The 21665-nt window shown below is 61.1% G+C and carries 20 protein-coding genes and 1 tRNA gene; 18 read left to right on the top strand and 3 right to left on the bottom strand.

Features of this window, described 5'->3' with window-relative positions; translation table 11 throughout:
- Positions 1-147 precede the first annotated feature (147 nt).
- The 3 genes from R9X41_RS12505 (at position 148) to R9X41_RS12495 (ending at position 3596) form a co-directional block, all read left to right on the top strand.
- Positions 148-759, top strand: coding sequence for a hypothetical protein (locus tag R9X41_RS12505; RefSeq protein ID WP_318630792.1), 612 nt, complete (start codon positions 148-150; stop codon positions 757-759).
- A gap of 108 nt (positions 760-867) precedes the next feature.
- Positions 868-2337, top strand: coding sequence for an exodeoxyribonuclease I (gene sbcB, locus R9X41_RS12500; protein ID WP_318630791.1), 1470 nt, complete (start codon positions 868-870; stop codon positions 2335-2337).
- 23 nt (positions 2338-2360) lie between these two features.
- Positions 2361-3596 (top strand): cystathionine gamma-synthase family protein, encoded by a 1236-nt coding sequence (locus R9X41_RS12495; RefSeq protein ID WP_318630790.1) that lies wholly within the window; start codon positions 2361-2363, stop codon positions 3594-3596.
- A 62-nt stretch (positions 3597-3658) separates the two neighbouring features.
- Here R9X41_RS12495 and R9X41_RS12490 read toward each other — a convergent pair whose 3' ends face one another.
- Positions 3659-4012: an SWIB/MDM2 domain-containing protein gene (locus R9X41_RS12490; RefSeq protein WP_318630789.1), complete on the bottom strand. Its 354-nt coding sequence runs from the start codon at positions 4010-4012 to the stop codon at positions 3659-3661.
- Between R9X41_RS12490 and R9X41_RS12485 the strand changes: the two genes are divergently transcribed.
- From R9X41_RS12485 to R9X41_RS12430, 12 genes are all read left to right on the top strand, one after another.
- Complete coding sequence (locus R9X41_RS12485) at positions 4000-4665, top strand: gamma-glutamylcyclotransferase family protein (protein WP_318630788.1); 666 nt, start codon at positions 4000-4002, stop codon at positions 4663-4665. The genes R9X41_RS12490 and R9X41_RS12485 overlap by 13 nt on opposite strands.
- A 246-nt stretch (positions 4666-4911) precedes the next feature.
- On the top strand, positions 4912-6819 hold the full coding sequence (gene thrS / locus R9X41_RS12480) for a threonine--tRNA ligase (protein WP_318630787.1): 1908 nt from the start codon (positions 4912-4914) through the stop codon (positions 6817-6819).
- A gap of 159 nt (positions 6820-6978) precedes the next feature.
- A complete protein-coding gene (gene infC, locus R9X41_RS12475) occupies positions 6979-7503 on the top strand; it encodes a translation initiation factor IF-3 (protein WP_318630786.1) in 525 nt (174 codons plus the stop codon).
- Between the two features lie 185 nt (positions 7504-7688).
- Entirely contained in the window at positions 7689-7892 is a 204-nt protein-coding gene (gene rpmI / locus R9X41_RS12470) for a 50S ribosomal protein L35 (RefSeq protein WP_300041581.1), read from the top strand.
- A 26-nt stretch (positions 7893-7918) separates the two neighbouring features.
- On the top strand, positions 7919-8278 hold the full coding sequence (gene rplT, locus R9X41_RS12465; protein ID WP_160554666.1) for a 50S ribosomal protein L20: 360 nt from the start codon (positions 7919-7921) through the stop codon (positions 8276-8278).
- Positions 8279-8382: 104 nt separating this feature from the next.
- Complete coding sequence (gene pheS, locus R9X41_RS12460; protein WP_318630785.1) at positions 8383-9435, top strand: phenylalanine--tRNA ligase subunit alpha; 1053 nt, start codon at positions 8383-8385, stop codon at positions 9433-9435.
- Between the two features lie 46 nt (positions 9436-9481).
- A complete protein-coding gene (gene pheT / locus R9X41_RS12455) occupies positions 9482-11920 on the top strand; it encodes a phenylalanine--tRNA ligase subunit beta (protein WP_318630784.1) in 2439 nt (812 codons plus the stop codon).
- Positions 11921-11934: 14 nt separating this feature from the next.
- Positions 11935-12261: an integration host factor subunit alpha gene (locus R9X41_RS12450; RefSeq protein WP_318630783.1), complete on the top strand. Its 327-nt coding sequence runs from the start codon at positions 11935-11937 to the stop codon at positions 12259-12261.
- Between the two features lie 85 nt (positions 12262-12346).
- Positions 12347-12835, top strand: coding sequence for a MerR family transcriptional regulator (locus tag R9X41_RS12445; protein WP_318630782.1), 489 nt, complete (start codon positions 12347-12349; stop codon positions 12833-12835).
- 17 nt (positions 12836-12852) lie between these two features.
- A tRNA-Pro gene (locus R9X41_RS12440) sits at positions 12853-12929 on the top strand.
- Positions 12930-13439: 510 nt separating this feature from the next.
- On the top strand, positions 13440-16097 hold the full coding sequence (locus R9X41_RS12435) for an AMP-binding protein (RefSeq protein ID WP_318630781.1): 2658 nt from the start codon (positions 13440-13442) through the stop codon (positions 16095-16097).
- Between the two features lie 86 nt (positions 16098-16183).
- Positions 16184-17305: an acyltransferase family protein gene (locus R9X41_RS12430; protein WP_318630780.1), complete on the top strand. Its 1122-nt coding sequence runs from the start codon at positions 16184-16186 to the stop codon at positions 17303-17305.
- 535 nt (positions 17306-17840) lie between these two features.
- Here the strand turns inward: R9X41_RS12430 and R9X41_RS12425 are convergent.
- Both R9X41_RS12425 and R9X41_RS12420 read right to left on the bottom strand, forming a co-directional pair.
- A complete protein-coding gene (locus R9X41_RS12425) occupies positions 17841-18281 on the bottom strand; it encodes a hypothetical protein (RefSeq protein ID WP_318630779.1) in 441 nt (146 codons plus the stop codon).
- 83 nt (positions 18282-18364) lie between these two features.
- On the bottom strand, positions 18365-18943 hold the full coding sequence (locus R9X41_RS12420) for an amino acid synthesis family protein (protein ID WP_318630778.1): 579 nt from the start codon (positions 18941-18943) through the stop codon (positions 18365-18367).
- Positions 18944-19059: 116 nt separating this feature from the next.
- Between R9X41_RS12420 and R9X41_RS12415 the strand changes: the two genes are divergently transcribed.
- Genes R9X41_RS12415 through R9X41_RS12405 form a run of 3 tightly spaced genes read left to right on the top strand, consistent with a single transcriptional unit; the run spans position 19060 to position 21655 of the window.
- Positions 19060-19734 carry a GntR family transcriptional regulator gene (locus R9X41_RS12415; protein ID WP_318630777.1) on the top strand — a complete coding sequence of 225 codons (675 nt, stop codon included), beginning with the start codon at positions 19060-19062 and terminating at the stop codon, positions 19732-19734.
- Between the two features lie 30 nt (positions 19735-19764).
- Positions 19765-20769 (top strand): tripartite tricarboxylate transporter substrate binding protein, encoded by a 1005-nt coding sequence (locus R9X41_RS12410; RefSeq protein ID WP_318630776.1) that lies wholly within the window; start codon positions 19765-19767, stop codon positions 20767-20769.
- A 40-nt stretch (positions 20770-20809) separates the two neighbouring features.
- Entirely contained in the window at positions 20810-21655 is an 846-nt protein-coding gene (locus R9X41_RS12405; protein ID WP_318630775.1) for an alpha/beta hydrolase, read from the top strand.
- Positions 21656-21665 lie beyond the last annotated feature (10 nt).

Here is a 21665-nt window from a genome sequence, read left to right as displayed (position 1 = left end):
GCGTCAGGCATTACCCCCGAAAAGGCTGGCGACTTTTGTCGTCAGCCTTTTTTTCTTTGAGTTACATCAAACCAAAACAATCGCATTTTTTCTTTATGAGGAAATGCAAGTGCTCACTATATTCGCGCTTCTTTCACTAATTTTTGGATGCAGCGTGACAGTCATGTGTTTCTCCCCAGCGGCCCAGCGACGCCGCATCAGCGGTTTTGTTTCGCACTTTTGACCTCGTGTGCGCTTGTCGGATGCGGCGGCGGCAACGACTCTGTCGCCGAGGGTTCGTCGGCGGCGAACGCCATGGCGGACAGCCCTGACAAGGTGATTCCCATCTCACTCGCAGATCATCTCGGCAATTACGCCCGTGACTGTTTCGCCAATCCCGCTAGCGTCGGCAACTCCACCAAAATCGAAATCGGCTTGACCCAAGGTGTGGGCCGCGTCCTCCGTATGGAGGAAACGCAGACCTTCTACAGCGGCCCTGGCTGCACTGCCGCTGCGCTGGTGGCCAAGGCGGGGTACCGGTTCGAGGTAACGCAACTCGACGAGACCAAGCGCATCGTGGGAACTCCCGAAAACCCGGTGAGCGGTACTGCCCATGTCATGCAAACCCAGCTCAAGGGTGTCGACCTCTATCGCATGCCGGCGGCCTCCACCAAATCTAGCAGTGCCAAACGTGGAATCACTTTCGAAGGCGACGATCTTCGATTCGTCGAGGGTCCGGAAGAAGCCGACGGGCTCGGAAAGGTTTTCTCCATCATCTGACCAAAAAGATCCCCTGAGCTCCGTGAACCTGTAGGTTGCAGGCGCCGTCGCGATGCGTCGGGTCGGTGTCCTGTACATTGCGGCGCCTGCGCAAGCCATTCACGATTCATGTCCGATTTCACCTTTCTCTGGCACGACTACGAAACCTTCGGAGCTGTTCCGCGCAAGGACAGGCCAGCCCAGTTCGCAGCCATCCGCACCGACGCCGAGCTCAACGAAATCGGCGAACCGCTGATGATCTATTGCCGTCCCAACGAGGACTACCTTCCTGACCCGCGCAGCTGCCTGATCACCGGCATCGTGCCGCAGACCTGTCTGGAACTCGGCGTTCCCGAGGTTGAGTTCGCCAACCAGATCGAAGCGGCATTTGCACAGCCGGGCACGATCGGAGTTGGCTACAACACCATCCGCTTCGACGACGAAGTTACACGCTTCCTGCTGTGGCGCAATCTGCTCGACCCCTACGCGCGGGAGTGGCAAAACGGATGCGGCCGATGGGATCTCCTCGACGTCGTACGCCTGGCGTATGCCATGCGGCCGGAAGGGATCGAGTGGCCTTCCAAGCCGGACAACGGCGGGCCGAGCTTCCGTCTCGAAGACCTCACCCGTGCGAACGGGCTGGTTCATGACGCCGCCCACGATGCCTTGTCGGACGTCCGCGCCACCATCGCGCTGGCGCGCCTGCTGAAGGACAGGAATCCCCGTCTTTTCGAATTTGCGCTGGGCCTGCGAAAAAAGGACCGTGTGGCACAGGAACTGGGCCTCATCGGCGCTGCCGGCGAGCGTCGGCCCTTCCTTCATGTGTCCGGCATGTTCCCGGCCGATCGCGGTTGCCTGGCGGTCATGTGGCCGTTGGCAAGCCATCCGACCAATCGCAACGAGCTGCTGGCTTGGGATCTGTCCGAGGATCCGTCGGTTCTCGAAACGCTTTCGGCCGAAGAAATCAAGCTCAGATTGTTCACTCGCACCGCCGATCTGCCGCAGGGCAAGAAACGCTTGCCGATGAAAAGCGTTCACCTGAACAAGTCGCCCATGGTCGTGGGTAATCTGCGTACCTTGCGACCGGAGATGGCAGCACGCTGGGAGCTCGACCTCGACCTGGCCAAACGTCACGCGGAGTCCGCCGCCGCGTTGCCGGACCTGAGCGCGCTGTGGCAGGACGTCTTCAAACGACCGGCGAGCGATGCCCTCGATGTCGACGAAGACCTCTACGGCGGTTTTGTCAGTACGAACGATCGCCGAAAGCTCAACCAACTGCGCGCCATGGCGCCGAGCCAACTCTCGACCGCCAAGACCGGCTTCGAGGACGCTCGGCTGGAAGAGTTGGTGTTTCGGTTCCGGGCTCGAAACTACCTTGCGTCGCTTGCTGAAGATGAGCGTGAGCGCTGGTCAGAGCATTGTTCGGCGCGTTTGTTCGATGGCAAGGGCGGCGCACGGACCATCGATGATTTTCTGGCCGAACTCGACGTGCTGACCGAACAGGTCGGCGAGTCCGAGGAGGGGCCGGACGAGCGCACCGAATTCGTTCTCGGAGCGCTTTACGATTACGCCGAAGCTGTCGTGCCCGAGCGCGACTGACCCTCTTTCGACCGGACACTTTCATGACCAGCAATCGCGGATTCACCACCGACATCGTCCACTCCGATCGAGCCTTCGGCTCCGATGACGGAAGTGTCCACAAGGCCGTGCATACGGCCACCCAATACGGCTTCGAGAAGGTGGAAGACCTCATCGGCGTCTTCCAGGGAACCAAGAAGGGCGCCTACGTCTATTCCAGGCAAGGCACGCCCACAACCGCTGCGCTCGAAGCCAAGCTGACGGCGATGGAGTCGGGTGTCGGCACGGTGTGCTTCGCCACCGGCATGGCCGCCATCAGCGCGATCTTCCTGACCCTGCTGCGTGCCGGCGACCATCTGGTGGCGAGCCGTGCGGTGTTCGGCAACACGAACAGTCTTTTCGGGAGCCTGGAGGACCTGGGGGTTGGGGTGACGCGGGTCGATGCCACCGAGGCAGAAAACGTCGCGGCGGCCATCACGCCGAAGACACGCATGGTCTTTGTCGAGACGCTCGCGAACCCCGGAACGCAGATCGCAGACCTCGAGGCGATCGGTCAGTTGTGCAAGGTACGTGGCGTGCTGTTCGTCGTCGACAACACGATCCTGTCGCCCTATCTGTTCAGGCCGGGGGGCATCGGCGCCGGCCTGGTGGTGCATTCACTGACCAAGTCGATCTGCGGCCACGGCAATGCCCTGGGGGGTGCCGTCATCGATACCGGTGCATTCGACTGGACCGACTATCCCAATATCAACGCGGCGTACCGCAAGGGTGACGTTCGCCAGTGGGGCCTGACACAGGTCCGCAAGAAGGGCCTGAGGGACATGGGTGCGACCCTGTCGTCGCAGCACGCCCACGCGATTGCCGTCGGGGCCGAAACCTTGGCGCTTCGCATGAGCTACACCAGCGCCAGCGCGTTGGAGATAGCACGCTATCTCGAGGCCCATCCTGCCATCGCCAAGGTCTACTATCCGGGGTTGCCCTCGCACCCCCAGCACGCTCAGGCAAGCAAGCTTTTCCGTGCTGCTGGCTGGTTGCTGTCGTTCGAGTTGAAGAATCCCGGCGATTGCTTGGCATTCCACGACCGTTTGCAGCTGGCGGTCAAGGCGACGGGATTGGGTGACACGCGCACATTGGTCATTCCGGTCGCGCACACGATCTTCTGGGAGGCGGGTCCGGCGGTTCGTGCGGAGATGGGCATCGCCGATGGCATGGTGCGCCTGTCGGTGGGCTTGGAAGAGGTGTCCGACCTGATCGCGGACCTCCGTCAGGCGCTTGGCTGATACCAACGAAAAAGGCCTCCTTTCGGAGGCCTTCAAGCGGGTCGAGCCGACACGATATGCAATCAGCTGACGTGCTTGCCGATCAGCGACGCCAGTTCGAACATCGAGACCTGATCCTTGCCGAAGATGGCTTTCAGCTTGGCATCGGCATTGATGTTGCGCTTGTTGGCCTTGTCCTGGAGATCATGCTTCTTGATGTACGTCCAGAGCTTGCTGACGACTTCGGTGCGCGGCAGCGGGGTGCTACCGACAACGGCTGCCAGTTCCGCGCTGGGGGTCAGTGCCTTCATGAAGGCCGCATTGGGCGTACGCTTGGCAGCGGCCTTCTTGGCCGGGGCCTTCACGGCAGCTTTTGTTGCCGGTGCCGCGGCCTTCGTCGCCGGTGCTTTCGCCGGCGCTTTTTTTGCAGTTGCCATGGGTGTTTTTCCTAAGGAAAGTTGGTGTCTTCACCAGCGAGAAATCCGTCTCTTCACTGGCTGCGCGCATGCTACTGGAGAAAAAACGGCTTTCCAAGCGGAACGGCGTTTTTTTCAGAGGAGAAATTGCCTATGTTGCACCTGTACAAGGCCTCGCCGGACAGCCGGCGGTGCAAGTCTGGCAGATCATGGGCACCATACCCAACGCAACATCAAATCAGATGGAGGTCAGCATGAATCACGATTCGCCGCCCATGGATAACGTCGACCCGGTTCGATACGCGTTTGTCTATGGCACGTTGCGGCGCGGCGAGGTGAACGACATCAATCTGCTGCAGCCTGCGCCTAGGTTCATCGGCACGGGTGTGATCAAAGGCGTGCTCTACCCGATGGGTTGGTATCCCGGCTTGATCCTGGAAGGCTCGGCTTCGGTCACGGGCGAGATCTACGCGGTTTCGCCGACGCTTGAAACGCGCCTCGATGAAATTGAAGGCTTGTTGCCGGAGCCTTCCGGGGAGTACGCCAAACGAGAGGTCGACGTCGTGGTCGACGGGCAGGTGTTGCCTTGCTTCGTCTATGAAATCGCGCCCGCCCTGGTGGGGCATCTTGAGCCGATCGACGGCGGCGACTGGGTGCTCCGTTCAATGGTCTGAGCACCGCCGTCCGGTGTGTTGGCGGCGGTTCGCCGAGTCGTGCAAGTGCTAAACTAGACGTCTGATTTTCAGATCGACAAAAGCAGGAAAGGCAGGCTATTGATGACTTCTCGAACTACGACAGAAAGCTTCTGCGGCCGTTAGGCCGGTCATCGCGCCAGCTCCATATCCAAGCCTTCGGGCCATCGACAAAAGCGCGGTTCACCGCGCTTTTTTGTTCTTGAATTTGTTTCTCCGTGCACCTCCATGATCCAGATCACGCTACCCGATAACTCGCAGCGCAGTTTCCCCGGCCCTGTCACGGTTGCAGAGGTCGCTCGCGACATCGGGCCAGGTCTGGCCAAGATGACCGTCGCGGGCAAGGTCGACGGCCGATTGGTCGATGCAAGCGACCTCATCGACCACGACGCGAAGCTTCAGATCATCACGCCCAAGGACGAGGAGGGCGTGGAGATCATTCGCCACTCGGCGGCGCATCTCGTGGGGCATGCGGTCAAGCAGCTCTATCCGTCCGCCCGCATGGTGATCGGTCCGGTCATCGAGGAAGGCTTTTATTACGACATCGCGTTCGAGCGGTCATTCACACCCGATGACCTGGCCGCGATCGAGGCGCGCATGAAGCAGCTCATCGCCCAGGACTACGACGTGGTGAAGAAGATGACGCCGCGAGCCGAGGTCATCGAAGTTTTCCGCTCCCGGGGCGAAGACTACAAGCTGCGCCTCATCGACGACATGCCGGAAGAGACGGCGATGGGCCTTTACTACCACCAGGAATACGTGGACATGTGTCGTGGCCCTCATGTGCCCAACACGCGCTTCCTGAAGGCATTCAAGCTGACGAAACTGGCGGGTGCCTATTGGCGCGGAGATGCCAAGAACGAGCAACTGCAGCGCATCTATGGCACTGCATGGGCCGACAAGAAGGACCTGGACGCCTACATCCTGCGGATCGAGGAGGCCGAAAAACGCGACCATCGGCGGCTGGGCAAGGAGCTGGACCTCTTCCACATCGACGATGTCGCGCCCGGCGTGGTGTTCTGGCATCCGAAGGGGTGGGCGGTCTGGCAGGCGGTCGAGCAGTACATGCGCCAGGTCTACCGTGACACCGGTTACCAGGAGGTGAAGGGGCCGCAGATCCTGGATCGCAGCCTTTGGGAGAAGACCGGTCATTGGCAGAACTACCGAGAGAACATGTTTACGACGGAATCGGAAAAGCGCGACTACGCGTTGAAGCCGATGAACTGTCCCGGACACGTGCTGATTTTCAAGAGCGACCTGCGCAGCTATCGCGATCTGCCTTTGCGATATGGCGAGTTCGGCCAGTGCCATCGCAACGAGCCGTCGGGTGCCTTGCACGGCATCATGCGGGTGCGCGGCTTTACCCAGGACGACGGGCATGCCTTCGTGACCGAAGACCAGATTCTCGATGAATGCGTGGCTTTCACCGAAACGCTGCAGCGTGTTTATCGCGATTTCGGCTTCACCGACATCCTCTACAAGATCGCCACGCGTCCGGAGAACCGGGTCGGTTCGGACGAGCTCTGGGACAAGGCCGAACACGCCTGCTCGGAAGCGCTGCGCCGGTCAGGCGTCGACTTCATCATCTCGCCGGGCGACGGTGCCTTTTACGGGCCGAAGATCGAATACACGCTGCGTGACGCCATCGGTCGCCACTGGCAGTGCGGCACGATCCAGGTCGACTTCAATACGGCGGAGCGATTGGGGGCGGAATACGTCACCGAGTCCAACGGACGTGCGCATCCGGTCATGCTGCATCGCGCGATCGTCGGAAGCCTGGAGCGCTTCATCGGGATGTTGATCGAGCACCATGCGGGCGCCATGCCTTCCTGGCTGGCGCCGGTGCAACTCGCGGTCCTGACCATCACCGATAGTCAGGCTGAATATGCGCGCAATGTTGCTAAAACACTGCGGGAACAAGGGCTTCGAGTGCAGCTCGATCTTCGTAACGAAAAAATTAACTATAAAATACGGGAGCATGCATTGCAAAAGCTGCCGTATATCCTGGTCGTTGGCGACAAGGAGATGGCAGCAGGTGCCGTTTCCGTGCGCGCTCGGGGCGGTGTCGATCTTGGGTCGATGTCAGTTGCTGCTTTTGTCGAAAAAGTGGTTTCCGACGTGTCTCTCAAGGTCTGACAGCCCGAGGATGGTCGGTTTTGCAGCCACCGTTCTCCGCGTACGAACGGCTTTGCTACGGTTTTTCGTAGTACGTTTATAAGGATATGAGTCATCGCTACTGAATTTCGTGACCGTCGCCACCGCGAGGAACGCAAACACCGTCTCAATCGCGAGATCATGGCGCCTGAAGTGCGTCTGTCCGGCCCTGACAACGAGCCATTAGGCATCGTCAGCCTGTCCGAGGCTCTGCGAATGGCCGGTGAGCTCGATGTGGATCTGGTGGAGATCGCTGCGACCGCGAACCCGCCGGTCTGCCGCTTGATGGACTATGGCAAGTTCAAATACCAGGAGCAGAAGCGTGCGGCCGAAGCCAAGGCCAAGCAGACGGTCATCGAGATCAAGGAAATCAAATTCCGCCCTGGTACCGATGACGGCGACTACAACATCAAGATGCGCAATATCCGGCGCTTTCTTGACGAGGGCGACAAGTGCAAGATCACGCTTCGTTTCCGTGGACGGGAAATCACCCACCAGGAAATCGGCATGGCTTTGCTGCAGCGGATTCGCACCGATTTGGGTGACTCCATCTTGATCGAGCAGTTTCCGAAGCTCGAAGGGCGCCAGATGATCATGATGATCGCGCCCAGCCGCAAAAAAGCGGCCGCGAAGGCTGTGGCAGAAGCATCTTCTGCTGCTGCCTGAGTCGCAATCGGCGACAATGGCGGGTTGAGAAATTTGCGCGGATAAAACCGCGCAATCGGTAGCAGCGCTTCAGGGCGCCGTTACCGTCGCGGTGCTTCAAGCACCGCAACATAAGTGGCTCGGGGCCTGCAAGTCCGTGAAAACAGTTTTTACGGCGCCTCACGAGCACGATCAAGGAGCATTTCATGCCCAAAATGAAGACCAAGAGCAGCGCGAAGAAGCGCTTTCGCGTTCGTCCAGGCGGCACCGTCAAGCGCGGTCAGGCCTTCAAGCGTCACATCCTGACCAAGAAGACCACCAAGAACAAGCGCCACCTGCGCGGTTCCGTTGCAGTGCACGAGACCAATATGGGCCACATGGCCCAGATGCTCCCGTTCGCTGGCCTGTAATCAACTGACGAACAAGGAGTACTTCAATGCCTCGCGTCAAACGTGGTGTAACGGCTCGCGCCCGCCACAAAAAGGTTCTCAAGCTCGCCAAGGGCTTCCGCGGTCGTCGCGGCAATGTCTTCCGCATCGCCAAACAGGCGGTGATGAAGGCCGGCCAATACGCCTACCGTGACCGCCGTACCAAGAAGCGCGTGTTCCGTCAGCTGTGGATCGCCCGTATCAACGCCGCTGCGCGTGAACTCGGCATGACCTACAGCCAGTTCGCGAACGGCCTGAAGAAGGCTGCCATCGAGATCGATCGCAAGATGCTGGCCGATCTCGCTGTGCACGACAAGGCTGCTTTCGGCAGCATCGTTGATCAGGTCAAGGCCAAACTGGCAGCTTGATTGTTCGACACCGGTCCGGCTGACTCGTCACCGGATCGGCACAACATTCAAAGGCTAGGGCTTGTCGCAAGCACTAGCCTTTTTTCATTTCTACCGAAGCATCTATGAACGAGTTGGACGCGCTGGTCGCCGATGCCACGCAGGCTTTTTCGGCCGCTCGAACGCCTGTCGATCTGGAAAATGCCAAAGCGCTTTTCCTGGGTAAAGCCGGCCGCATCACGGAGTTGATGAAGGGCCTCGGCGCATTGGCGGTCGAAGAAAAGAAGGCGCGCGGCGCGGTCATCAATCAGGCCAAGCAGGCAATCGAAGCATCACTCTCGGAGCGCCGCAAGTTCCTGGCCGAAGCCGAACTCGAACGCCAGTTGCGGGCCGAGTCGTTGGACGTGACGCTTCCTGGTCGGGTGCGCGGCGAAGGCGGACTGCACCCTGTCTCGCTGACGCTCGAACGCATCGAAGGCATTTTTGGATCGATGGGCTTCTCGGTCGCCGATGGGCCGGAGATCGAAACCGACTGGTTCAATTTCACCGCGCTCAACACGCCGGCCGACCATCCGGCGCGGTCGATGCACGATACCTTCTACGTGGATTCCGGCGACGCTGGCGCGCCGCTGCTGCTGCGTACCCATACCAGTCCGATGCAGGTGCGCTATGCGGTGCAGCATGTGAAGCGGCACCGGTCTGCACTCGACGCTGGCGGCACGATGCCGGAGATCCGCGTGATCGCACCGGGACGGACCTATCGTGTCGACAGCGACGCAACCCATTCGCCGATGTTTCACCAGTGCGAAGGCCTGTGGATCGGCGAGAACGTCAGCTTCAAGGACCTCAAGGTCGTTTTCACCGATTTCTGCCGCACATTTTTCGAGCGCGACGACCTCGTATTGCGCTTCCGCCCGAGCTTCTTCCCTTTCACCGAGCCCAGCGCCGAGGTAGATATCCAGTTCGCCAGCGGGCCGTTGGCGGGCCGCTGGCTCGAGGTCGCCGGTTCCGGACAGGTGCATCCCAATGTGATCCGCAACATGGGTCTCGATCCGGAACGCTACCTCGGCTTCGCCTTCGGCATGGGACCGGACCGGCTCACCATGCTGCGCTACGGCGTGAACGATCTGCGCCTGTTCTTCGACGGCGACATGCGTTTCCTGCGGCAATTTCAGTAAGCGCCGCCGGTCGACGAAGCACACGCGAAGAAAAGAGAAACGACAGATGCAATTTCCGGAATCCTGGCTGCGCGAATTCTGCAGCCCCGCACTCGATACACAGGCTCTTGCCGACACACTGACCATGGCGGGCCTGGAGGTCGAGGAACTCCAGCCCGTGGCCAAGGCCTTCAGCAAGGTCGTGGTGGGCGAGATCATCGCCGCCGAACAACATCCGAACGCGGATCGCCTGCGCGTCTGCCAGGTGGAAGTCGGCCAGGCCGCGCCGCTGGCCATCGTCTGCGGCGCATCGAATGCGCGGGTCGGCATCAAGATCCCTTGCGCTCTGGTCGGCGCCGAACTGCCGCCAGGCGCGGACGGCAAGTCGTTCCTGATCAAGGTCGGCAAGCTGCGCGGCGTCGAGAGCCAGGGCATGTTGTGCTCGGCCAAGGAACTGGGCATCGGCGAGGGCAACGAGGGCCTGCTCGAGCTCGACGCCAGCGCGCCGGTCGGTGCCGATCTGCGCAAATACCTGCAGCTCGACGACACCCTATTTACGCTCAAGCTCACGCCGAACCTGGCGCATTGCCTGAGCATCCATGGCATCGCCCGTGAGGTTTCGGCCCTGACCGGCACCCCTTTGGTCACGACTGCGCCCATGGCCGCGGCGGTCAATCACACGGTAACGCTGCCGGTCGACGTGCAGGCGACCGACCTTTGCGGCCGCTTCAGCGGACGGGTGGTGCAGGGCGTCGATCCCATGGTTACCACGCCTTCCTGGATGGTGGAGCGCCTGGCTCGATGCGGCCAGCGCAGCGTGTCGCCGCTGGTCGACATCTCGAATTACGTCATGTTCGAGTTCGGCCAGCCGACGCATATCTTCGACCTCGACAAGATCCAGGGCGGCCTGCAGGTTCGCTGGGGTCGCGAAGGCGAGAGCCTGAAGCTGCTCAACGGCAACACCATCGGGCTCGACGGCACGGTGGGGGTCATCGCCGATGACCGCGAAGTGGAGTCGCTCGCCGGCATCATGGGCGGCGATACCAGCGCGGTCGGCGACGACACGCGCAACATCTATATCGAGGCCGCCTTCTGGTACCCGCGTGCGGTGGCGGGTCGGTCGCGTCGGTTCAATTTCTCGACCGATGCCGGCCATCGGTTCGAGCGTGGGGTCGATCCGGGGCAGACGGTTGCGGCCATCGAGCGCATCACCGCGCTGGTCCAGCAGATCTGCGGCGGAAGCGCCGGTCCGATCACCGACGTCGCGCCCAACGTGCCAGTGTCCAATCCGGTTCGCCTGCGGCCAGCGCGCGCGGCCAAGGTGATCGGCATGGCGCTCGACACGCCACGATGCGCCGAGGCTCTGACCTCGCTCGGTCTGCCGGTCGCCTTCGAGGCGGATGGGAGCCTGTCGGTGACACCGCCGTCGTGGCGCTTCGACATCAACATCGAAGAAGACTTGATCGAGGAAGTCGCCCGCATCGTCGGATTCGAGCGCCTGCCCAATACACCGCCGCTCGGCCCGATCACGCCGCGCCTGCCCGCGGAAGCGACACGCAGCCCGTTCGCCGTTCGGCGCGCGCTGGCGGCGCTGTCCTATCAAGAAACCATCAACTTCAGTTTCGTCGAAGAGGACTGGGAACGCACCCTGGCCGGCAACGCCGACCCGATCCGCCTGCTCAATCCGATTGCCAGCCAGATGAGCGTGATGCGCTCGTCGCTGATGGGCTCCTTGCTGCAGGTGCTCAAGTTCAACGTCGATCGCAAGGTCTCTCGCGTTCGTACCTTCGAGTTGGGCCGCGTGTTCCTGCGCGACGCGTCGGTCGTCGATTCGGATACGACGGTGCAAGGTTTCCGGCAGCCGATGCGTGTGGCGGCGGCGGCATATGGGTCGGCGGAAAGCCTGCAGTGGGGCAGCGTTGAACGCCCGGTCGATTTCTACGACGCAAAAGGCGACGTCGAGGCGCTGCTCGCACCACGTCGGCCGGTGTTCGAGGCGTCGGAGCATCCGGCGCTGCATCCCGGACGCAGCGCGCGCGTGCTGCTGGATGGCGTCGAGATTGGATTCGTCGGCGAATTGCATCCACGCTGGCGCCAGTCGTGGAGCTTCGCGCAGGCGCCCGTGTTGTTCGAACTCGACCTGGCGATGGTCATGCAGCGTGTCGTTCCGGTGGCACGATCCATCGCCAAACAGCAGGATGTCGAGCGTGACATCGCCATCGTGGTGACCGAGGATGTGGGCTACGGCAAGATCCGTTCGGCTGCGCTGGCCGCGGCGCCCGATGGCATTCTGCGGTCTGTCGCACTGTTCGATGTCTATCGGCCCAAGGCTGCCAAGGATGGTAGTTTTCCGGTCGGTGGCCTCGCGGCGGGCGAGAAGAGCCTGGCGCTCCGATTGACGCTCAACAACGGCGACATCGCGCTGACCGAAGAGCAGATCGAGAAGACGGTGCAGAACGTGCTTGCAGGATTGGCCGCCGATACCGGCGCCCGATTGCGTGTATGAGGGGTTTGATCACCATGGATGCCAATGCTGATGATTTCGCTGTCGAAAGCCTGGAAACTCCGGCGCTGACGAAGGCTCAGCTCGCCGAACTGCTGTTCGAGCGGATCGGGTTGAACAAGCGCGAGTCCAAGGACATGGTCGATGCATTCTTCGATCTGATCTGCAGCAGCCTGATAGAAGGCAACGACGTCAAGATCTCCGGCTTCGGCAACTTTCAGATCCGCACCAAGGCGCCGCGCCCGGGGCGCAATCCGCGTACCGGCGAGGCGATTCCGATCGAGGCACGGCGCGTGGTGACGTTCCATGCAAGCCACAAGCTGAAGGAGCAACTGCAAGGTTGAGCCGGGCCAGTGCCGACCTTGCGCAATGCTTGTCGCGGCGATGAGCATTGCGTTAACCTCGCAGCCCCCGAAATCCAATCCATACATGGGCAGCACACTTCTTCCAGCCATTCCCGCCAAGCGTTACTTCACCATCGGCGAGGTCGGCGAGCTGTGCGAGGTCAAGCCCCATGTCTTGCGCTATTGGGAGCAGGAGTTCACCCAGCTCAGGCCGATGAAACGACGCGGGAACCGGCGTTACTACCAGCATCACGAGGTGCTGATGATTCGGCGGATTCGTGATTTGCTCTATGAGCAGGGATTCACCATCAGCGGAGCACGCAACAAGCTACAGGAGTTGATGCAGGCCGAGCGCGGTGCACGATCGGCACTAGCCGGTGCAGGCACCGCGTTGGCGCCGGCAGGTGTTTCGGATTCGGGCGAAGGGTCGGATGTTGGCGCGCCTGACGGCTCCGAAGCGTTCGTCGATGTGGCGCCAGCTCGCATCATGGTGACGACGCCGCTGTCGATGTCGTCGATTCGAAAAGAACTGTTGGCGATTCGTCTGCTGTTGGCCGAACCACTGACTTTTTGATGCTAGAATTTGAGGCTCGGCGTGTAGCGCAGCCTGGTAGCGCACTTGCATGGGGTGCAAGGGGTCGCGAGTTCGAATCCCGCCACGCCGACCATTAATTCCGCAAGGATATCAAAGGGTTAGGACCAAAAGTCCTGACCCTTTTTTCTTTGTCCAGGTCGTATTTGGGCATTCATGATGCACGTGGATTCATCGACAGCCAAGGTTCAGCTGCGTCCTTCGAACCCATCACGCACTTTCAAAATACCGCTGATGCGGTGGGTCGCGATTTTCCTGAGTACGGGCACCGACCGCCGCATGCGACCTCTTCAGACTCTCTGTGCCGAAGGACGCGACAGCTGCTTTTGCGGCCCTTTGGCAGACATGTCTTGCGCTACTGTATTCCCCTCGACAAAATGCTGCGGCGCAACATAAATATCATAAAAGCAGTGTTCCTTTTCTCCATTCAACCGGCCGGAGGCGAGGCTCCACAATAAGTGCGGCATGCCACGTACTATGCTCATCGATTTGAGCTCACCGTTATCAGCGTGACTGTTCGCAGCGCAGTGCTTGGAGCATCGAACAGGGCGAGATGGCACGACACCCCCTACGCAGGTATTGACGAATGAAGAATGAACTGTTGCGACAGCTCGAGCAGGCGCGGAGCGAGCAGATCGCCGCGATCGATGACCAGGGCCAAGCCATCAGTTACGCGCAGCTCCTCGCCCGGGCGGACGCCGTGGCGAAAGTGCTGGGCCCGCAAAAGCAGCTGGTTCTGTTGGAGGGCGGACTGACCGTCGACTGGTTGGTCGCCTACGTCGCCTGCCTGCTCGGAAACCACGCTTGCATGCTCGCACCGGTCGGGTCGGCGCAAGTATTCGACCGCCTTGCCGGCACTTTCCGACCGGGCATCGCCATGCGCGAAGCGGACCGTTATGCGCCGCAGCCGCTGGCCGACGGTGTGCAGGCGATCCACCCGGACCTTTGCGTGCTGTTGTCCACGTCGGGCTCGACGGGTAGCGCGAAATGCGTGCGACTGTCTCAACAAAACATCAGCTCGAATGCGGCGTCGATTGCGGAGTACCTGCAGATCGGGCAAGACGAACGGGGTGTCGTCAGCCTCCCCACGCACTATTCCTATGGTCTTTCGATCATAAACAGCCACCTGTATGCCGGCGCCACGCTGCTGATGACCGCGCGATCGATGGTCGACGCGGAGTTTTGGCCCTTCTGTAGAGAACATGGTGCGACCAGTTTTGCGGGGGTGCCGCATAACTACGACCTCCTCGAGCGGGTGAGCCTGGAGAAAGTAGCGCCGCCGAGCCTGCGCTATTTCACGCAAGCGGGCGGCAAGTTGCAAGCCGCAGCAGTCGAGCGCTTCGCGAAGCTGGCGCAGACGCACGGATGGCGGTTCTACGTCATGTACGGCCAGACAGAGGCGTCTCCGCGCATGGCCTACCTTCCGCCCGCGCAGGCGCTAGTGCATCCCGATTCGATTGGCGTTCCAGTGCCCGGTGGGGCGATCGCTATCCTGGACGAACACGGCGTCGAACTTCCCGCGGGCGAGCGCGGAGAGATGGTTTACCGGGGTCCCAATGTAATGATGGGATACGCCACCCGGGCAGAAGAGCTTGATTTACCCGCTCAACTGGCCGAGTTGCGCACCGGGGATATTGCGTACCGAGATGAGCAAGGGCTGTTCTATATCGTCGGGAGGCTCAGCAGGTTCATCAAGATATTCGGCAATCGCATCGGGCTGGACGACGTAGAGCGGATCGGCGCAGAGGCCGAATTGCCGTGCATCGCCACAGGCATCGACGGGCATCTTCTTGTGGTGACCCGGGATGCACGAGCGAGTGAGGCGCTCGGGGCTCGATTGGCCGCAGCTTTGAAACTGCCCATTAACACCATCGAGGTACGGAAGGTCCAGGCGTATCCGTTGTTGTCCTCCGGCAAAATCGATTACGCAAGTCTGAAGGCTTCCATAGTGCCAGCAGGCAGTGGATCGGCCGGCGCTGTGAAAGGCGAGCAGGGCATCACCAGCATATTCACCAGCATTTTTGAACCGGAAGATCTGGATGACAGTCAATCCTTCACATCGCTCGGCGGCGATTCGCTGAACTATGTGCGGGTGTCGCTGGATCTGGAGCAGGTGATAGGTTTTCTGCCCGCCGAATGGGAAGAGCTCTCTATTGGCGAACTCAAACGGCTTGCGGTTGCAAGCCGGACTGCGCCCCTCGTCAAACCGCAGACCCAAAGTATTCGGATCGATATTTTGCGAGGGATTGCCGCCGTCCTAGTCGTGCTGCATCACGTCACTCTGTCGATGAGATCGTATTATCCACTGGACATGATGCCGCGGTGGCCCCATCACATGGATTGGATATTCATTAATTTTAGGATGGCGACGTTCTTTCTTTGCTCTGGCATTATTTATGCCACGTCGGCGAGCAAGGGTTTGAAGTGGTTCCTGTCGAACCGGCTCGATTTCTTTCTGTGGATTATTGTCGTGTGGACTTGTCTGCAGATTGGTTTTGAGAGAATCGGGATAAATTTGTATCCCTGGCTTCCCTTGGCTCATACGGGTAACATATATGAATACTTCTATACGCCGAAAGGAGCGTTGTGGTTCATATTCGCGGTTTTCATTCTTTCAGGATATGCCAGCCTCACCAGCCGGCTTTCCAAGCCGCTTCAGTTAGGGTTGGCGTTGCTTCTTGCCTGGGCCGCCTCCTTCATCAACATGCGTTACGCGAGTTCTGACTACCAGATTTTGCTGAGTGAGTTGACGGATTACGGCTTTCCGATGTTCATCCTGGGCGCGGCATGCAGCGCTGAATTGAAAAATCTATTCAGTTCGACCAAGCGGCTTTACATGATCACGGTTCTTGGAGCGGCTATTTTTGTGACTTTTTCACTTTATCCCGTGGCGGGGGCGCCAAAACTCCTGACCAAGACGCTGCCGCTCACCTTCTCGTTTGTATGTTTTGTGTTGATTTTGTGCCGAGTCGAGTGGTTTAAGAAAGCATTTAGCAGCATCGGGAAATGGTCTTTCGAGATTTTTCTAATTCATCTTTTTGTCATAGGACTGATTTACTACGGCTTGGATGCATTCGGGCTTCGTCCGGCGTGGTACGTGTTGTGGATCCCGGTTCTGCTTGTGACGCTTTATAGCTCGATGCTGCTGGGGCATGCGCTGTCCCTCGTTCCCGGTAATATTTTTTTCAGGCCGCCCCACTATAAAATGCTGAAAAATTATTGGCAAGTGCGCTCGTCAGCTTGACCGGGTGGATGAGCTTTTATTTCGATCGATCAAGGCGCAGAATCAGGAGCATGAATGCATCCGCATAAAACTAAATTTCAGTCGCGATGAACCAGTATTCGCGATCCCCGATTTATGGTCTTGACCTAGTTCGTTTCATATCGGCAATGCTCGTACTCGGATGGCATCTGGCCTATCGGTTCTTCGATCCTTTTGCCACCTACATCCGCTCCTTCACATCTGGCATCCCCGCTCAATATCAGGCGATTCAAGAATTCACCCGTTGGGGTTGGGTCGGTGTTGAAATTTTCTTTGTCGTGTCGGGGCTCGTCATTGCCTACAGTGCCCAGAATGGCGGTAGCGCATGGAAGTTCTTTCTTGGCCGACTCGGGAGGTTGTTGCCAGGGGTTTTCGTCTGTGCGCTCATCGTGTTGGTGATCGACATTGCGATCTGGAACATGCCGCTGGTGCGCACAGTGCAGCAATTTGCCAAGACCATTTTTTTCTGGCCCATGGGTGACTGGATCGTTCCACAATTCTGGACATTGCCGATAGAGATCGCATTCTACGGCGTCGTCTGGCTCATGATTTTCAACGGGTTTTCGCATCACCTCGACCGACTGGCGGTCGGATTATGTGTATGGAGCGCAGTTTATTGGGCCGCTGTCAGTTTTCGCCTATGGCATGTGACCTGGCTCGATAATCTGCTACTGCTGCAGCAAGGTTTCTATTTCGCTGTGGGCATCAGTCTCGCTTCGATCGACCGGGCTGGCGCCTCGCCGGCGCGCATTGCGGTGTTGCTCTGCGGCATTTTGCTAGGCCCGATCGAAATCGCATTTGCAGTCCATAAATACAATGTGTACTCGGCCGAAACGCCGATGGCCTGGATCTTCCCCTACGCGATATGGTTTGCCTTCGTGGCATGCATTGCCTTGTCGCTTTACTGGAAACGAGAGTTGGGCAATTTCGTTATGCGCGGCCGAGGCCGCTTTGGAGCGGCGTTGCGCATTCTCGGCCTCGCGACCTTTCCGCTTTATCTGATTCATATTCACGTGGGCGGATTGGTCATCTCGCTGCTGACCTCCGCGCGCGTTCCTCCAATACCTGCAACGGTCATCGGCATTTTGGCCTGCATTCCCGTGGCTATGGCCGTGGCCGCCTGGTGCGAGCCGCCATTGCGCAAGCTGCTTCTCCGGCCATTCCTTCCCGCGGTCCAAAGGGGCGGGTGAGCGTGCTGTCTGCAACGGTATGGTCGCGGCTCCGCTGCCATCCGTTTATGAAAGCTGCGACCGGGCTTCCCATGGTCGAGCCGGCACTGTCAGTTTGACGCGGCCTTTTGCATGGCGAACGATCCATCCGGCGCAAGCGGCGGGAGCATGGTCGGGCTGATGCTGGCCTCCCGCATCTTTCGACTGGTGATCGCGTTCCATGTGCTGCACGACCGGACTTCGCTTTTCATCGGGAAACCAGATGCGTCTCCGGATTCAAGGCCGACCCCTTCGCGAACCTGTTGGCTGGCGACACGAACATGCCGGCCATAAACGGCCTGACCAGGGCCATGACGGTGCGCTCCGCGAGTGGCGAAACTGCGGTCAGCATCGTGATGTTCACAGCGCAGAACCAGCCCAACATCTTGGGGCGTAACAGGCCGGCCGGCACCGAGGGCTAAAGACCGTCAAACCATTCAAAAGGACGGCGGTGCCAGCCGAGTTCCACGAGCAGGCGGGCGCCTGATTCCGGCCGGCCAACAGGTGGATCACCCGCTCAGCGAGGCGTCAGCAATTGGTGGGCCCCGGCTTCGATGCCGTCGGTCAGTACGCTGGAACAGGTCAGCATGGTTCGCATGCCAGCAAAACCGGCGCCGCCGGGGATGCACCTCGGCACGCCACGAGCGTCGAGCGTATTCAAGGCCTGCCGTAGGTGGCTGACCGTACGGTCGACGTCGCGCGAGGCCGCCAGGCCATCGGTCTTCAGGATGGTGATGCCATCGAGCAGCGGTGCTGCCCTATGCCCGTTGATCAGTTTGCGCAGCAGGCCGTCCAGGCGGCCCCGGCGGTGACGATGTGAAATCGGTCGTTTGCCGCGAAGGCAGCGTCGAGCAAGCCGGTCATCGACTCCATCAGCGCCGCTCCCGCATGGCTGGTGGTGCCGACTTCCGGAGACGCGTACTGCAACTCGTTCGGGCTTGGCGCGTGCCAGGGCCATCTGGTCCGTGAGCGTCTTGCCCCAAGTCGAGGCAGTTTCTGTGCCGCGACTGGTTCGTTCGCGATCGGTGGCAGCGCAGCGTTTCAGGTCAGGCCGTCACGGCCACCAACCTGGTCGTGCTGCAGGCCGCCGACCCGCGCATTCAGGCGGCCGCGATTTCCCGCCGCGAAGATCAGCACGATCTCGTCGGGGCGGGGGCTGTCCGGCAGCGTGACGGTGAGCGTGTCGTAGTGCGAGCGCACGTACAGCGCGTCCTTGTGTGCCAGCGGGATGTCGATGGCGCTGCCCGGGCCGCCGATCTTGGTGACCGAAGGGATCCAAGCCTTGGCGCCTCCGATGAGCTCGCGCACTGGATTGGCGAACCGGGTGGTAAGCAAGGCATTCGCATGCTCCTGCTCACCATCAACCCCCACCAGCCCCGCTTTGCCGTAGCTTTGCACCGGCTCGCCGCCCATGGCGGCCACCAGCCGCTGTCCGATGGCCTCGCCCAGCACGTCGCTGCCATCGATCCAGGGCTGGAGGTCTTGCAGGAAGCCGGGCAGGAACGGATTGGCGATGACCGCTGCCACCGCCACGCGGCGCAGTGCCTGCGCATGTCGTTGGCCGGCTTCCTCGTGCCTCTCGTCGATGACGGTCAGCCACTTGCGAATATTGAATTCCACTGGGTGTTCCTTGAATCATGGTGCCGCACGGTGTGGCACGCTTCTTGATTATGTTGCAAGACTATAAGATTGTCTGACAATATCGGTCAAGGCTCACCCAGAAAGGAACACTCCGGATGGATCTGAAGATATCGACCTCCACCGTGCAGAAGGAAACCGTGCGCAAGCTGCGCGAGGCGGTGCTCGTCGGCCATTTCAAGCCGGGTGAACGCCTCGTGGAAACCTCGTTGGCCGAGCAATTGGGCGTGAGCCGGCCGTCGCTGCGCGAAGCGCTGCGGGTGCTGGTGGCGGAGCATCTGGTGGTGCACGTGCCCCATCGTGGCCCATCGGTAGCGGTCATCGACTGGCCGCAAGCCGAGCAGATCTATCACACGCGCACCGTGCTCGAAGGCGAGCTGGCTTCGCTGGCCGCCCAGCACGCCGGACCGGAGGACCTGAGCCACATCGAAGAAGCGCTGCAGCGCTTCGACACCGCCGTACGGCTGGCGGACGCCCTCCAGCGCGTGGAGGCGACCACCGATTTCTACGACGCCATCATTTCCGCCAGCGCCAACGAAGTGCTGGGTGGACTGATTCGCGGGCTGCTCGCGCGCATCAACCTGCTGCGGGCCCAGACCATGTCGAGCCCCGGCCGTGCCAAGCACAGTGCCCGCGAACTGCGCACGCTGTTCGAGGCCATCGCCGCCCGCGACCGCCGCAGCGCCCGCGCAGCCGCCATCGCCCACGTGATGGCCGCCCGGCAGGAAGCCCACGACGTGTTCCATGCCGGCGCGCAATCGGCCGGCGCCTGAATCAACCGCAACCTCCAACCGAAACGTCGCATGAAAACTTCTTCCCCTTGGCGGCTCGGCCGCCGGCTCGCACCGTGGCTGTCATCGCTGGTCGCCGCAGGCTTGTGCCTTTCGAGCGCGCACGTGCGCGCGCAGGATGCCTATCCCGCCAAACCGATCCACATGGTGCTGAGCACCTCGCCCGGCGGTGGGGCCGACATCACCATGCGCATCATCGCGCCCAAGCTGCAGGAGCGACTGGGCCAGCCGGTCGTCATCGAGAACCGGCCCGGCGCCTCCGGCATGATCGCCGGCGCCTACGTGGCGCGGCAGCCGGCCGACGGCTACACCTTCCTGGTCGACATCGCCTCGTTCCCGGTCAATCCGGCGCTGTACCCGCGCATGGGCTACGACCCGTTCAAGGACCTGGCGCCGGTCACGCAGAACATCCAGGCCCCCAACGTGCTGCTGGTGCCGCCCGGTTCGCCGGTGAAGTCGGTCGGTGGCTTCATCACCTATGCCAAGGCGCGCAAGGGTGCGATGTCGTATGCCTCGTCGGGCAACGGGTCGGCCCAGCATCTGGCGATGGAGTTGTTCAAGTTGCAGGAGGGCATCGAGCTGACGCACGTGCCGTACAAGGGCGGTGGCGCCGCGCTGGCCGATGTGATGGCAGGGCATGTCGATGCCTATATCGGTTTCCTGCCGACCGCTGCACCCGGCATCAAAAGCGGCCGCCTGATCGCGCTGGCCACCACCGGCAAGACCCGCGACCCGTCCACGCCCAATCTGCCCACCATGGCCGAGGCCGGCGTCGCCGGGTTCGTCAGCTATGACTGGAACGGCGTCTTCGCGCCGGCCGCGACGCCGCGTCCCATCATCGATCGCATCCAGAGGGAGATCGCCGCGATCCTGGCCGAGCCCGACGTGAAGGCACGCCTGGCCGAAATGGGCAGCGAGCCGGTCGCCAGCACGCCGGAGCAGTTCGGCAAGTTCCTGCACCAGGAAGCGGCCAAATGGGCAAAAGTGGTGAAGGACGCCCGGATCTCGGTGGAATAGCACCGTCGAAAGCCTGCCCATGCCCTTGCCCGACCCCCAGATGCTTTCCGCGCTGATCCGCGACGCGGAGGCCGACTACAACCTGCGCGCCCGCCATCCGGAACGTGAGGCCGTCTACGCGGACTACGCGGCGCGGAGCCAGCGGCTGCGGCAGGCTCTGCCGCCGCTGTCGCTGCGCTATGCATCGGCGCCGCGCTGCACCATCGACTGGTTCGCGCCGCCTGTCACGGCGCAGGGGCCGATGCCGCTGCTGGCGTTCTTCCACGGTGGTTTTTGGCGCGGCGGCGACAAGACCATGTTCGGCTTCATCGCCGAGCCATTCCTCCAGGCCGGCGTGGCGGTTGCCCTGGTCGGCTACGAACTGGCGCCGGCGGTGAGCATCACGGACATCGTTCGGCAGGCAACGCAGGCGATGCGCTACCTGTTCGAGCAGCGCGCGGAACTGGGCTTCGATGCCGCGCGGGTCAGTGTCAGCGGACATTCGGCCGGCGGGCATCTGGCGGCGGTGCTCGGCTCGCTCGACGCCGAAGCCCTGGACGGCTACGCGATCGCCGGCGTCGTAGGGCTGAGCGGTCTTTACGCGTTGCAGCCGTTTCTGCTGAGCAGCGTCAACCTGGAGGCGCGCATGACGCTCGACGAAGCCGAGTTGCTGAGCCCCGCGAGCTATGGGCGCTTTGGCGCGCAGCGCTTTATGCTGGCGGTCGGCGCCGAGGAAACCGACGGTTTCCGGCAGCAGACCGCGTACTTCTCCCGTCACCTCGATGCCATCGGGCAAGGTCACGACGTAATGGTCTGCCCCGGTCGAACGCACTTCGACATCTTCGAAGACTTCGTATCGCCCGAGGCCCCGCTGTTCCGGCGGGCGCTCGCACTGGTGAGCGCCTGAGCGCCTGAGC

This window comes from Xylophilus sp. GOD-11R (assembly GCF_033546935.1).
GTDB lineage: Bacteria > Pseudomonadota > Gammaproteobacteria > Burkholderiales > Burkholderiaceae_C > Xylophilus.
This window is presented reverse-complemented; position numbering and strand designations above follow the sequence as displayed.

What these genes read in the sequence shown, in the direction of transcription:
- rpmI (WP_300041581.1), top strand. Translation starts at nt 7,689, where the DNA reads ATGCCCAAAATGAAGACCAAGAGCAGCGCGAAGAAGCGCTTTCGCGTT.
- R9X41_RS12410 (WP_318630776.1), top strand. Translation starts at nt 19,765, where the DNA reads ATGAAAACTTCTTCCCCTTGGCGGCTCGGCCGCCGGCTCGCACCGTGG.
- thrS (WP_318630787.1), top strand. Translation starts at nt 4,912, where the DNA reads ATGATCCAGATCACGCTACCCGATAACTCGCAGCGCAGTTTCCCCGGC.
- pheT (WP_318630784.1), top strand. Translation starts at nt 9,482, where the DNA reads ATGCAATTTCCGGAATCCTGGCTGCGCGAATTCTGCAGCCCCGCACTC.
- rplT (WP_160554666.1), top strand. Translation starts at nt 7,919, where the DNA reads ATGCCTCGCGTCAAACGTGGTGTAACGGCTCGCGCCCGCCACAAAAAG.
- R9X41_RS12405 (WP_318630775.1), top strand. Translation starts at nt 20,810, where the DNA reads ATGCTTTCCGCGCTGATCCGCGACGCGGAGGCCGACTACAACCTGCGC.
- infC (WP_318630786.1), top strand. Translation starts at nt 6,979, where the DNA reads ATGGCGCCTGAAGTGCGTCTGTCCGGCCCTGACAACGAGCCATTAGGC.
- R9X41_RS12435 (WP_318630781.1), top strand. Translation starts at nt 13,440, where the DNA reads ATGAAGAATGAACTGTTGCGACAGCTCGAGCAGGCGCGGAGCGAGCAG.
- R9X41_RS12415 (WP_318630777.1), top strand. Translation starts at nt 19,060, where the DNA reads ATGGATCTGAAGATATCGACCTCCACCGTGCAGAAGGAAACCGTGCGC.
- R9X41_RS12505 (WP_318630792.1), top strand. Translation starts at nt 148, where the DNA reads ATGCAGCGTGACAGTCATGTGTTTCTCCCCAGCGGCCCAGCGACGCCG.
- R9X41_RS12495 (WP_318630790.1), top strand. Translation starts at nt 2,361, where the DNA reads ATGACCAGCAATCGCGGATTCACCACCGACATCGTCCACTCCGATCGA.
- pheS (WP_318630785.1), top strand. Translation starts at nt 8,383, where the DNA reads ATGAACGAGTTGGACGCGCTGGTCGCCGATGCCACGCAGGCTTTTTCG.
- R9X41_RS12490 (WP_318630789.1), bottom strand. Translation starts at nt 4,012, where the DNA reads ATGGCAACTGCAAAAAAAGCGCCGGCGAAAGCACCGGCGACGAAGGCC.
- R9X41_RS12425 (WP_318630779.1), bottom strand. Translation starts at nt 18,281, where the DNA reads ATGGCCCTGGCACGCGCCAAGCCCGAACGAGTTGCAGTACGCGTCTCC.
- R9X41_RS12445 (WP_318630782.1), top strand. Translation starts at nt 12,347, where the DNA reads ATGGGCAGCACACTTCTTCCAGCCATTCCCGCCAAGCGTTACTTCACC.
- sbcB (WP_318630791.1), top strand. Translation starts at nt 868, where the DNA reads ATGTCCGATTTCACCTTTCTCTGGCACGACTACGAAACCTTCGGAGCT.
- R9X41_RS12430 (WP_318630780.1), top strand. Translation starts at nt 16,184, where the DNA reads ATGAACCAGTATTCGCGATCCCCGATTTATGGTCTTGACCTAGTTCGT.
- R9X41_RS12450 (WP_318630783.1), top strand. Translation starts at nt 11,935, where the DNA reads ATGGATGCCAATGCTGATGATTTCGCTGTCGAAAGCCTGGAAACTCCG.